Origin of the sequence: Sphingobacterium sp. UBA7038, assembly GCF_002494055.1 — a bacterium.
In the GTDB taxonomy this organism is placed as follows: Bacteria; Bacteroidota; Bacteroidia; order Sphingobacteriales; family Sphingobacteriaceae; genus Sphingobacterium; species Sphingobacterium multivorum.
Genome location: NZ_DLAV01000014.1, coordinates 116,926 through 130,567 on the forward strand (window position 1 = coordinate 116,926; position 13,642 = coordinate 130,567).

Annotated in this window: 9 protein-coding genes; 5 read left to right on the top strand and 4 right to left on the bottom strand. The window is 39.8% G+C overall.

The window, feature by feature from the left end; genetic code table 11:
- Positions 1-53: 53 nt before the first annotated feature.
- Both B3H30_RS08950 and B3H30_RS08955 read right to left on the bottom strand, forming a co-directional pair.
- The gene (locus B3H30_RS08950) at positions 54-374 is read right to left on the bottom strand and encodes a hypothetical protein (protein WP_070561379.1); all 321 of its coding nucleotides are present in this window, start codon (positions 372-374) and stop codon (positions 54-56) included.
- Between the two features lie 127 nt (positions 375-501).
- Positions 502-2,613, bottom strand: a complete 2,112-nt coding sequence (locus B3H30_RS08955; RefSeq protein ID WP_070561381.1) for a M3 family metallopeptidase — start codon at positions 2,611-2,613, stop codon at positions 502-504.
- Positions 2,614-2,783: 170 nt separating this feature from the next.
- On the opposite strand from B3H30_RS08955, the gene B3H30_RS08960 reads away from it, so the two are divergent.
- Positions 2,784-3,860 carry a DUF4407 domain-containing protein gene (locus tag B3H30_RS08960; RefSeq protein WP_070561383.1) on the top strand — a complete coding sequence of 359 codons (1,077 nt, stop codon included), beginning with the start codon at positions 2,784-2,786 and terminating at the stop codon, positions 3,858-3,860.
- Between the two features lie 106 nt (positions 3,861-3,966).
- Here the strand turns inward: B3H30_RS08960 and rmuC are convergent, their stop codons facing one another.
- Both rmuC and B3H30_RS08970 read right to left on the bottom strand, forming a co-directional pair.
- A complete protein-coding gene (gene rmuC, locus B3H30_RS08965) occupies positions 3,967-5,289 on the bottom strand; it encodes a DNA recombination protein RmuC (RefSeq protein ID WP_046672705.1) in 1,323 nt (440 codons plus the stop codon).
- Positions 5,290-5,511: 222 nt separating this feature from the next.
- Complete coding sequence (locus tag B3H30_RS08970) at positions 5,512-6,699, bottom strand: formimidoylglutamase (protein ID WP_070561385.1); 1,188 nt, start codon at positions 6,697-6,699, stop codon at positions 5,512-5,514.
- A 191-nt stretch (positions 6,700-6,890) separates the two neighbouring features.
- Here B3H30_RS08970 and B3H30_RS08975 point away from each other — a divergent pair, with 191 nt between their 5' ends.
- From B3H30_RS08975 to mfd, 4 genes are all read left to right on the top strand, one after another.
- Positions 6,891-7,862 (top strand): NAD-dependent epimerase/dehydratase family protein, encoded by a 972-nt coding sequence (locus B3H30_RS08975; protein WP_070561387.1) that lies wholly within the window; start codon positions 6,891-6,893, stop codon positions 7,860-7,862.
- A 104-nt stretch (positions 7,863-7,966) separates the two neighbouring features.
- The gene (locus B3H30_RS08980) at positions 7,967-9,259 is read left to right on the top strand and encodes an HAD-IB family phosphatase (protein WP_070561389.1); all 1,293 of its coding nucleotides are present in this window, start codon (positions 7,967-7,969) and stop codon (positions 9,257-9,259) included.
- Between the two features lie 137 nt (positions 9,260-9,396).
- Positions 9,397-9,981: a hypothetical protein gene (locus B3H30_RS08985; RefSeq protein WP_286833961.1), complete on the top strand. Its 585-nt coding sequence runs from the start codon at positions 9,397-9,399 to the stop codon at positions 9,979-9,981.
- 292 nt (positions 9,982-10,273) lie between these two features.
- A complete protein-coding gene (mfd, locus tag B3H30_RS08990) occupies positions 10,274-13,609 on the top strand; it encodes a transcription-repair coupling factor (RefSeq protein WP_070561393.1) in 3,336 nt (1,111 codons plus the stop codon).
- Positions 13,610-13,642 lie beyond the last annotated feature (33 nt).

Consider the following 13,642-nt stretch of genomic DNA (forward strand, 5'->3'; position numbering starts at 1 on the left):
AACGCATAAGGAAAGAGAGATGAAACACAAGCGATGCAACAGGACTTTTTATCTTAATTATTCAGCATTCCATAAAACTCATTCATGTAATAAGATTCTTGGAGCGCATCTCTGAAATTCTGCCATTGTTCTTCGTCAAATGAAAATACGATATCTGGATAAGGTGTTTTCATGATCAATCGAAATTCACCATCTGGAAATGTGCTAAAAAAGAGTTCATCACCATTACTTTTCGTAATATTCAAGAAGTCGAAGAATTTTTTCTTCGTAAATGTCAGTACAAAACTTTGTTGCCAGATATAATAGGTCTGACACTTATGGCAAACACTAATATGGGTATCTCCTCTTTGGCTTAGAATTTTTGTGTCACACATAGCATCTTTATTTATTTAGACTCATTATAAATAATATTCAAATGTAAGAATAGTTTTTAGAATAACAAGTACCTTAACAAAAAAAAGGCGATATATTTCTATATCGCCTTTTTTTGATTAGTGAGTATTAGTTCAAACCTCTCTTTTTCAATAGATATTTTGGATCTGGATCCGCACCTCTAAACGTACGGTACATCTTAGCAGGATCATCTGTACCTCCTTTTTCAAGAATATTCTTACGGAAAGAATCTGCTGTCACTTGATCGTACAATGATTTTTCCTTGAAAGCTGCAAAAGCATCCGAATCCAATACTTCAGACCAGATATAAGCATAATAACCTGCAGAATACCCACCTGCGAAAATATGTTGAAAATATGTACTTCTATAGCGCGGAATAATAGCATCAATAATACCTATTTTTTTCATTGCCGTTTTTTCAAAGCCATTAATATCTTTTGAAATTTCTTTTGTGGTAGCATGATAATCCATGTCTAACAACGCAGCAGAAAGGTATTCAACGGTTGCAAATCCTTGATCAAAGGTACCGGCCTTTTCCATTTTCTGAATCAATGAATCTGGCATCGCTTCTTTCGTCTTATAATGCTTAGCATATGTTTTTAATACCTCTGGATCTGCTGCCCAATTTTCCATCACCTGTGAAGGTAACTCAACAAAGTCACGTGGTACAGAAGTTCCGGCCATTGAGCGGTATCTTACATTGGAAAGAAGACCATGCAACGCATGTCCAAACTCATGGAACAAGGTAGTTGCTTCATCAAATGTCAACAAGGCAGGATTTTTTCCCACTGGTTTTGTGAAATTGCATACGATGGAAATTACCGGAGCAACACGTTTTCCATCTTTTGTCGACTGATTACGATAAGAAGTCATCCAGGCACCGCCTCTTTTTGATTCGCGCGGGAAAAAATCAGCGTATAAGAGACCTAAATGTGAACCGTCTTTGTCTTTAACTTCATACACTTCTACGTCTTTATGGTAGGTTGGGACATTGTTTAAGGCTACGAATGTCAAACCATATAATTTATTGGCGACACCGAATGCTCCTTCACGAACTGCCGGAAGACTCAAATAAGGTTTAATTTCGTCTTCATTCAATGCAAAACGTTTTTTGCGAATAATCTCTGTATAATATCTCCAATCGTAAGGAGCGACAGCAAAATTGCCGCCTTCAGCTTTAATTTCCTGTGCGATATCAGCCTCCTCGCCTTTCGCTTTAACAAGTGCTGGAGTCCAAAGTTTATTTAACAGTGCATAGACATTGGTCGGATTCTTCGCCATGGATTCCTCGAGTACATAAGCTGCATGTGAAGAATAACCCAATAATTTTGCTTTTTGAAGACGGAGATTAACAATTTTTTGAATGATTGCCTTGTTATCGTTGGTGTTATCTTGATTGCCACGCAACTGATAGGCTTCCCAAAGCTGTTTTCTCAACTCACGATTTTTTGCATACTGAAGAAAGGGCATAATGGACGGATTCTGTAAGGTAAAGACCCATTTGTCTTTCTTTCCTTTTGCTAAGGCTTCTTCAGCCGCTGCCGTTTTCAACGATTCCGGCAAGCCTTCCAATTGGCTCGCGGAATCAACGACCAATGTATAAGCATTGGTTTCAGCAAGCAAATTTTGTCCGAATTGTGTTGTTAATGTTGAAAGTTCAGCATTAATTTTTTTCATTTTTTCCTTATCCGCATCCTTTAGATTTGCGCCAGAACGAACAAAACTCTTATAGGTTTCTTCTAACAGTTTATTATCCTGTTCGTCCAGTCCAAGTGTATTTCGGCTGCTCCAAACTGTTTTGATACGGTCAAATAATTTGGTATTCATCGAGATTTCATCCGAATGACTCGATAAGATGGGGGCCAGATCTTTCGCTATTGCCTGAATACTGTCATTCGTATTGGCACTATTGAGATTATAAAATACAGTTGATACATTATTCAGTAATCCACCCGCATTTTCTAAGGCGACTATCGTATTTTGAAATGTTGCTTTATCCGAATTGTTGACTATTGTGTCAATTTCCAAATTGTGTATTTTTATTGCTTCATCAAACGCTGGCCTAAAATGCTCTGTTTTGATCTTGTCAAAAGGTGGTACATTAAATGGGGTTTCGTAAGCCAATAAAAGAGGATTATCTGTCATCACTTTTTTTTCCTCACAACCAACAAATGCAGTTGCCACTATCGCAAAGAATGGCAAAAGTTGTCTTTTCTTCATATTATCTGATTATTCCTGATTTTTTTCAAAGATAATAAAATTAGGCAAATGCTGTGTCTTCTGGGGGAGGCGTTACAAAGGAGCATGAAAACAGTCATCCTATTGTAAAACAAAAACTTATTCATAAATCTTGTTAAAAATAATCTGTCAATTTGAGTAAAAATATATTAATGAGCGATATTAACCGTTTCTTTTGGAGATGTGCGGGGGTACATCAAGAAACTCTTGAAAAATATCCGGAAGAACATAGTAAGTACACAGCCATAGGTGCTACTATTTTTTTTACGGGATTGTTTGCCAGCCTTTCGGGTGGTTATGCCATGTATTTCGTCTTTAGTGGGGGAACATTTGACTGGCTTTTAGCTATTGTATTTGGTATTATTTGGGGTTTAGCGATATTTAACATGGATCGCTATATTGTGCTCAGTATTAATAAATCCAAAAGTGGCTTTATGCAGCTTCTGCAGGCCCTGCCGCGAATTTTATTGGCTATTTTGATCGGGTTGGTTATCTCTAGGCCATTGGAGTTAAAAATCTTCGATAAAGAGATCCGGGAAAACCTCCGTGTACGGTTTCTTGCCGACCAACGCGCTAAAATTGACACGCTCAACAGTACTTTCAATAAGAAATATGCCAATGAAGTTGCACTTTTGAAAGCAACCACGACAGAACGTGACTCATTGGAATCCAGCATTAAAAATGACCGTACAAAATTGAACTACGAGATATTCGGTAACAAAACAACTGAAACGTCCGGTGTCATGGGGTATGGCCCTTATGCCAAAATGAAAGAAGAAGAGCTGAAGAAAAAAGAGGGCTATTTGGACACTTTACGGAACAAGATAACGACCCAGCAAAACGCTATACGCCAGAAACAGAAATTTGAAGGGATATTGGACCAAAAAGTTTTATCCAACGCTTCTTTGGACAGCGCCGTCAATGTCGCTGGTTTTGCAGACCGCAACTCTGCGCTGGGCAATCTAAGGTACGATGCCAATGGAAAGGTTAACGAGTCCAATGCAAATGCTGTATTTTTTATTGCGTTGCTTTTTGTCTTCCTCGAATGTCTTCCGGTAATCGTCAAACTTTTGGCAGGAAAGGATCCTTATGATAATGAAATCCAAAATCAAAGGACTATTCATGATTATGAATCAGACACCAATGTCACTGTTCAAAAAGAAGCCGTAGACCGTTTAAAGGATACGTATGTTGATGTTTCCATCAATAAGCGCATGAAAGAGCTTTAGTAGAACCGCTAGCAGAAGTTAGCAAAGTAGGTTTTGCATTTCGAAGCTAAAAATTATAAACGGGCTTACCTTTCGGCAAGTCCGTTTTTGTTAATCTTCCTCATCGTTAATCTTCCTCATCTAAAAATTTGGAATCGATCTGTTTATTTGCTTTAGCTCCTAAACGTTTTAATTTCTCTACTTTTCCAATCACATTCCCAGCTCCTGTAGAAAGTTTTTTAGTTGCATCTTCATGGCTTTTTAATGCGCGCTCCAACTGATTCTGCACCTGCTCCATATCGTTCAGAAAGCTCACAAATTTATCGTAAAGGCTCCCGGCTTCCTTTGCTATTTCAATTACATTCCTGGTCTGACGTTCCTGTTTCCAGATACTTGCTATGGTACGCAGGGTTGCCAATAATGTAGAAGGACTTACAATAACGACTTTTCGATCCCAAGCCTCACTAAACAAATCCGGTTTTTGCGCCACAGACATACTCAAAGCCGATTCTATAGGCATAAATAGCAATACAAATTCTGGCGATTCTATACCATACAACTCGTGGTAGTTTTTTGCGGAAAGTTCTTTCACGTGATTTTCCACAGACTGTACGTGTTGTTTTGCGAAAATTGCACGATCCTCATCCGTGTCGGCGTTGACCCAACGTTCGTACGCAATCAGCGAAACTTTTGAATCCACAATCAGGTGTTTATCTTCAGGAAGGTCGATAATCGCGTCGGGCTGCATTCTTCTTCCTTCGGCATCCATAAGAGACACCTGTAATCTAAATTCGCGATCGCGCATCAGTCCAGAACGCTCCAGGACCCGCTCTAAAATTACCTCGCCCCAATTGCCTTGCTTTTTGGTATCCCCTTTTAATGCCTTGGTTAGGCTATTGGCTTCGTCTTTAATTTTAAGACTCTGTTCGACCAGCTGAAGGACAACTCCCTTTAAAGAATTTCTTTCCGCTGCCTCCTGATTGTAATTTTTATCGACTTTCTCTTCAAACAATTTGATTTTTTCCTTCAATGGGTCCAAAATCAACCCCAGGGAACGATGATTGGTCTCTGTAAACTTTTGTGTCTTCTCTTCCAATATTTTATTGGCAATAACCTGAAACTCATTGTTGAACTGCCGTTTAATCTCGGCGATTTCATTCTTCTGTTCCTGAAATTTATCGAGCTGCGCCTCATAAAATGAACGTGTACTTTCTAAAGACCGCTCTGCGACCAGAAGATTCTCCCGTTCCTTATCCAATTCATTTTTTAGCATAAGGCGTTCTTCCAGCAAACTTTGTTCCCGCTGTTGCGATCTGGCAAGCTCAATTTTTAGTGTTTCAACCTCTTTATTGTATGCAGGACCAGCACTGGAATCGGTATTCTTTTTTAATACCAATACGATCAAAATGACCAATAACAATACGATTCCCGCAAAGAAAAATATTTCCATGATTTGTATTTTCTGAAGATGGTGTATGCTTACCTGAGCAGGTCTGTTTAACCATCATTGCATTTAATTAAACCTATAACATCTCAAACTTAATGGATCTGCACGACTAAAAACACTTATAAAAAGTCTGTAGTCAGTTGGCAAGCTGTTGTCAATTTACAAGGTGCATCATCCGCTTCGCCATCGAAGCAGAATCAGAGCAATGTACCGTTCAACGAAGCTTTATTGCAATTTTTGGTGTGTTTTCCACCATAGATCGGGCATTTCACCTGAGACAGCCAATTGATAGTCTTCATAACGGCAAGGCACGAGGTAATAGCGTTCGTTGACTGATTTAGATCCAAAATAAGGCACTTGAATCCACCAGCGGTCTGATTTTTTACTTTTCACAAAGACCAATTCATGCTCCTCGTTTTCCAGTGTGGTGCGATAAATGATATAAGATGATTTGGGATACAACGGCGTATCTTGTTTCCGATTATAATAACCATCAATAAAGCACCAAATCATTTGCGAGACCAACATAGCCGTCTGTTCCATTGGATCAAATGTTGGATTGAATTCATAAAAACCGATGGAAGAACATTTATCCGACATCCCCGCATAGCGGGCAAGTTGACAAGCTTCATCGCCAAATAAACCATTTGGCATTGCATTGGCATTTCCAGGCGCCTCAGAGGCCCGAATGGCTCCTATGTCAAAACTAATCAAATCCGCTGCTCGGATCAAAGGCTCTGATTGGTCCATTTTACCCGCAATCATACCGACTCGTGTTGCATTAAAAAATAGTTTATCATACATATGGATAGACTCTTTACTGACGAGGTAAGTTTGATAAGCTATGGCATTTAAATTGAATAAATAGTCAGGCTGATGCAAAATAATATGGTTCACATAAGATCGGGAATTCAGGCTTACATTTTCGGCGTTCTCCTCATCAAGGTCAAACCGAGCATCTATAATCGCTAGCTCGATCTTTCGTTCTAAATTTTGATACCCCAAATATTGTGCATAGGTAAGGTCCTGTCCACCGCCAATGATAATCGGAAGAATATTCTCTTTGACCAGTTCCTCCACGACAGATTTTAAAGCGATATAGGTATCTTGAATCGTATTACCTGCTTTGATATTTCCCAAATCAACGATATTCATCGTATAATCGCCCTGATATAGTGCATAAAGATGTTTTCGAACAGCATCCGGCGCTTTATCCGTTCCATTATTATTGATGGATGCACGATCTTCCTCCACACCGACAATAGCCAACTGAGGCTGTTTATCCGTTTCCCAGCTCGGAAAATCTGTTTCATAGGCTTGAATAACGTTTCCTAGTTGAGAACTCAAGAACCCATGCTCAGGAGCAAAACCTGTAATTGAAATCGGGCTAAAGAATACGGACAGTGATGACATAAGCTATAATTTGTAAAATCTCCTATTTGTTCTGAAAGCGACTGTTTTAATTGGACTGAAAGAATCTACCTTGGCTTTCATGGTATTTGATACACGCGAAAGCATGAAGGTTTTTTCAGGATGCAATTCACACAAATATCCATTTATTAACTAACTTTTGAAAACATTATTTTTAACAGTATCTTTATCAAGTGATATTAATAACTGGAGGAACAGGTTTTTTAGGGTCTACACTAATCAGACAGTTGATAGACCAAGGAATTGACGTCATAGCCATCAAAAGAGCTCAATCGACTATTCCGGCCTCGTTGTTATCTTCTTCGTTGGTGCAATGGATCGACGCTGATATCAACAATTATTTTGAATTAGAAGATGCTCTTGAAGGCGTTACTAAAGTGTTCCATTGTGCAGCATTGGTTTCCTACCAAAAGAAAGATGCTAAAGCGCTTTTTAAAGTGAATGTGGAAGGAACGACAAATGTGGTCAATCTTTGCCTTGAAAAGGGCATTCGCTTACTCCATGTCAGCTCAATCGCAGCTTTAGGGACAAATAGAGACAACCTGCCGGTATCCGAGAAAGACCACTGGGAGCACAATGCACTAACATCCAACTATTCGTTATCAAAGTATCAGGCGGAGATGGAGGTATGGCGTGGCATTACCGAGGGTCTAAATGCAGTTATTGTCAACCCCGCCGTAATTTTAGGTGCTTCGGCCAACGACAAAGGCTCTGGAGCTATTTTTTCAATGATCAATAAAGGGCTACGATTTTACCCAAAAGGAAGTGTTGGTGTTGTTGATGTAGAGGATGTTGCCGCGATCATGATTCAATTGATGGAGCGAGACGATATTACTGCTGAACGCTATATCATTAATCATCTCAATATAAGCAACAAGGATCTGTTGAGCGTTGCAAGTGTATTAATGAACAAGCCAGAACCGACAATCGAAGTTTCCGAGACCTTACTCCAAATTGCCTCTACTGTTTCCAGCATGCTTTCCGTATTTAAAAAATCGGATTCAACATTGACAAAAGAAACTGCGGCGGCTTCAAGTGCCAAATTGCAGTATTCCAACGCTAAAATCCAGGGGCTCCTAAACCACAGTTATCGGCCTTTGGAACAAACGCTGAAGGAAATTGCAGATTTATATAACAAACAATAAAACGATAACATAACAAACAACCGAACCTTGAAACCATCGGCACCTACCGATATCGGAGATTAGCATTCAGCACTCTCACGATCGTTTCATAAAAAAATAACAAGATGAAAAACTATTACATCATTGATTTTGATAGTACATTTACACAAGTAGAGGCACTTGATGAACTTGCACGAATCTCTCTTGAGAACCATCCGGATCGCGAATCTATCTATCACGAAATTGAGCGGTACACCAATCTTGCCATGGAGGGTAAACTATCTTTCCGTGAGGCTTTGGCTGGTCGCGTAAAACTATTAAATGCCAATAAATCTCATCTGGATAAACTTGTTTCACATCTTAAGAAAAAAGTTTCAACCTCTTTTTCCCGAAATCGTGAATTTTTCAAGAAACACGCCGACACCGCATGGATCGTTTCAGGAGGTTTTAAGGAGTTTATTACACCTGTTGTTACACCGTATCATATCAAGACCGAAAATATCTATGCCAATACATTCAGATTTGATGAAGACGGTAATATTATCGGTTTTGACGAAGAGAATCCATTATCAAATGAAGGTGGAAAAGTGCAATTATTAAAACAATTAAATATTGAAGGAAGACTGTTTGGCATTGGTGACGGTTATTCAGATTTTCAACTGAAGGAATCGGGATTAATTGAAAAATTCTTTGCATTCACAGAGAATATCCAACGTAAAAGTGTCACTGAGAAAGCAGACTTCATCACACCTAGTTTTGATGAGTTCTTATATGTAAATGATCTGCCCCGTGCCATCTCTTATCCTAAAAATCGTATCCTTTGTTTGATCGTGGGAGATGTACCAGAAATAGCGGCTCATATCTTAAAAAGAGACGGTTTTTCTATCCGCACAAAAGATACATTCGAAGAAAAGTATGTAAAGGACGTAGGGATGCTGCTCTTGGGCGACAATATCGACATCAGTGATGAACAGCTTCAACAGGCCGACAAATTAAAAACAATCGGATATTTGGGCGATATCAAAGGGCATATCAATAAGGATATCTGCAATGCAAAAGGTATTGTCGTTTTCGACGACAAGAAAAATAAAAAGAAAAATTCAGAGTTTATTCCGCGTCGAATGGCCGATTTTATCAACAATGGTGATACTTATTTAAGTCGCAACTTCCCAAATCTAATTTTACCAAAAGTAAAACAGGTCACAAGATTGCTGCATATCCACCAAAATGTTCCCGGAATTATGGCTCAGATTAATAAGGTCTATGCCCAAAATAACATCAATATCGTTGCACAATTTCTAATGACCAAAAGTGACATTGGCTATGCGGTAACCGATATACAAGGTGAATATGATAAAGATCTATTGAAACAACTCAAACAGATCGACAATACAATTAAGTTCAGAATATTGTATTAATAGCAAGCGACGGTAAATGTGGGGCAGCTATTGCGTACATAAACTCCGGCTGATGAAACGAGCAATTTATTCGGGCACACTGACAGCGTGCCTGAATTTTCGCTCAATAACTCTCTTTACACTAAAACAAACAGATTATGTCCTTACATCAAGATGCCGAACTAAAGAAAGCTGTCCTTGACCTACCCCAAAAGGAAAAAGACAAACTCCTCGTACGCCTGATAAGCAAGGACAAAATGCTGATCAAGCAATTGCATTTCCAATTATTGGAGAATGCGGAGGATTTAGAGGAACGTATTGAAAAACTACGAAAGCAGCTGCAACAATTGTTCGATAGTGGTTTGAGTCAAATTGGTAATACGCCACAACACAGTAATTTTATTGCGCTTATCAAGCTTATCAAACAAGCAAGCGGTTTAGTGAATGAGCACGAAAAAGTCACGAAGGATAAAATCAGTGAAGTAGAATTCAGATGCTATATCCTAAAGAGAGCCATCGCTGATTACGACAGGCTTTTCGCCTCCTCCTATCAGTCTGCTGCCCATAAATTACATAAATATATAACAGGGCGTATCAAGCATGCGGTGGGCAAATACAGTAAACTTCATGAAGACTTTCAATTTGACTATCGGGAAGATTTTCAAAATACACTGGATGCTTTTGGTAATACAACACTTAAAAGCTATATTAGTGAACAGAAGATTGACCTCGACCTAAATTAGTTATGAGAAACAGCAAAAATCGCGTTAAAATTGGATCCTTTCATGTTACAGCTTATGAGCAATATAAATTAATTTACCTGGCCACCTTATTGGTGTTGCTCGTTTTTGCCTATACTTTTTACCTCGCGAAATAAGCCCCTGCACAGATTCATCTATTATAGCTTTTGAGCTTCACAAAGTCATCTCCTTTTTAACGAGCAAGTCAGCTATTTTTTTACCAAAAAATTTAGTACTTCATACCCGATACTTGATACTATTTCGTTAAATTCGCACTTATTCGAAATTTTTGCTCGTGGGAATTCAAGAAATATTAGAAAAATACAGCCAAAGCGAAACTGTTCAGTCGCTTACCAAGGCTTTACAATCCAAAAACCCCAAGATTCAGTTGAAAGGGCTTATTGGTTCTTCGGATGCATTCATAGCCGTATCTTCTTACAACTTACAGGAACGTCCAATGGTCTTTATCTTACCGACTCATGAAGACGCTTCTTATTTTTTAAGTGACCTGGAAAGCCTGTTGGATAAGCAGGTTCTTTTTTTCCCTTCGTCTTACCGCAAAGCATTTGATTTTACGCAAACGGACTCCGCCAATGTATTGCAACGTGCGGAGACATTAAGTTCGCTCAATCATACGTCGGAATTACCGAAAATGGTTGTTACTTATCCAGAGGCTATCGCGGAGAAAGTGATCAACCGCAACGACCTGGATAAAAACACCTTAGAAATAACAGAAAACACGGCGCTAAGTATTGATTTCATCAACGAATTTTTGATCGAATATGATTTCGAACGTGTCGACTTTGTGTATGAACCAGGACAATTTGCGATACGCGGTGGCATTGTAGATATCTTTTCTTTTTCGAATGACCTCCCATACCGTATTGAATTCTTTGGCGACGACATCGAAAGCATACGTACATTTGACATTGAATCGCAGCTGTCTGTCAAAAAAATCCACAAAGTAACCATTGTACCAAATGTTCAAGCGAAGTTCCTGACATCCCAACACATTTCTTTATTGGAATATGTAGATCAGGACGCTACAATCTGGATCAAAGACGCTCAATTTACGTTAGATATTGTGAAAGATGGGTTAAAGAAAGCGGAAAAATTATGGGCGGGGTTAACCGATAAGCAGAAAAAGGATAATCCGGAATGGCATAATCCAGCCTATGAATTTACAGACGAGAAAAACCTCAATGCGTTATTTTTTGAGTTTCCCATTATCGAATTCGGCAAACAGTTCTTTTATAAAGCTGAAGCCACGTTCAAGTTCGATATACATCCCCAACCTTCATTCAATAAAGATTTTAATCTCTTAATCCATAATTTCAAAGAGAATGAGAGCCAGCGGATTCAGAATCTGATCTTTTCAGATTCGACCAAACAGGTCGAACGCATCTATACGATTCTGGAAGATCTCGATAAATCAGCCACCTTCATTCCGATTCATAAAGCGTTACGCGAAGGTTTTAGAGACGACAGTTTAAAGTTAGCCTGTTACACGGATCACCAGATATTTGACCGTTATTATAAATATAAACGTAAGAAGGCTTACGAGCGCTCACAGGCAATTACGCTCAAAGATCTACGAGATCTTAAACCGGGCGATTTCATTACACACATTGACCATGGTGTCGGCCGCTACGGAGGTTTGGAGAAAGTAGATGTCAACGGTAAGTCTCAGGAAATGATCCGCTTGATCTATGCGGACAATGATCTTTTGTATGTGAACATCAACTCTTTAAACCGTATTTCCAAATATTCCGGTAAGGAGGGAACTGTTCCCAAAATGAATAAATTGGGTACCGACGCCTGGGACAAACTCAAGAAGACGACCAAGAAAAAAGTCAAGGATATTGCGCGCGACTTGATCATGCTTTATGCCAAACGAAAGGCACAGCATGGAAATGCGTTCTCACCGGATAGCTACCTACAGAATGAGCTGGAGGCCTCCTTTATTTATGAAGATACACCCGATCAGGAAAAGGCTACTGCCGATGTGAAAAAAGATATGGAATCGCCACATCCGATGGACCGATTGATCTGTGGGGATGTAGGCTTCGGAAAAACGGAGGTTGCCATCCGTGCAGCCTTCAAAGCTGTAGCAGACAGTAAACAAGTTGCTGTCCTGGTACCGACGACTATCCTGGCATTACAGCACTACCGGACATTTTCGGAGCGTCTAAAGGGTCTTCCATGCACGATCGACTATATCAACCGTTTCAAGACGAGCAAACAGATCAAAGATACCTTAGCCAGGCTCGCTGAAGGAAAAATAGACATTATCATTGGTACACACCGCCTTGTTAGCAAAGATGTCAAATTCAAAGATCTCGGCCTGATGATTATCGATGAGGAACAAAAGTTTGGGGTCTCGGTCAAGGAAAAATTGAAAGTCATGCGTGCGAATGTAGACTCGCTAACATTGACAGCAACGCCAATTCCAAGAACATTGCACTTTTCATTGATGGGGGCCCGCGATCTAAGTATCATCTCGACTCCACCACCCAACCGGCAGCCCGTACAGACCGAACTCCATGTTTTCAATGAAACACTAATCGGAGAGGCCGTCAGTTACGAACTTGATCGTGGCGGGCAGGTATTCTTTATCCACAATCGTGTTGCAGATCTACCGCAGCTGGGCAATTTGATTCGCAAGCTGGTTCCCGGAGCACGGGTCGGTGTGGCACATGGCCAACTTGAAGGGGATGAACTTGAGGATGTGATGCTCAAGTTTATCAATCACGATTTTGATGTCTTAATTGCAACAACGATTATTGAAGCGGGTCTTGATATCCCAAATGCGAATACGATCATTATCAATCACGCCCATATGTTTGGACTGAGCGACCTGCACCAAATGCGAGGTCGGGTGGGCCGCTCCAATAAGAAAGCTTTTTGTTATCTACTGAGTCCGCCATTGTCGACCTTAACACCGGAAGCCTATAAACGACTTTCTGCAATAGAAGAGTTTTCGGAACTGGGCTCTGGATTTAATGTTGCCATGCGCGATTTAGATATACGTGGCTCGGGAAATCTCTTGGGAGGCGAGCAATCGGGCTTTATTGCCGAGATCGGTTTCGAAATGTATCATAAAATCTTAGACGAAGCTATTCAGGAACTAAAAGAGGACGAGTTTTCGGCAGTATTCGCGGATGAGAAAGAACGAAAATATGTGTCCTTTACGCAGATTGACACTGACCTCGAGGTATTGATCCCCGATGAATATGTAACAAATATTACGGAACGGTATAATCTGTATACAGAACTCTCCAAACTAGAGAATGAGCAACAACTTGCAGCGTTTGAGAAAGAGCTTGAGGATCGTTTTGGTCCTATCCCCCGGGAAGTTTTCGAACTGTTCAATACCCTTCGTCTACAGTGGTTTGGCAAAACCATCGGGTTTGAAAAAATAGCGTATAAAAAGCATACGCTAAAAGGTTATTTCGTCAACAATCCGAAATCCAGCTACTTTGAATCAGACCAGTTTGGCCGCGTACTTTCCTTTGTACAAAGTCATCCCGAAATAAGCAACCTCAAAGAAGTGAAAGGCCAGTTACGTTTAGCGCTAAATAATGTGAATACCATTGGATATGCGTTGAACCTTCTGAAAGAAATGTTGTAAGATATATGGATGCATCCGATATAAATAAAATCT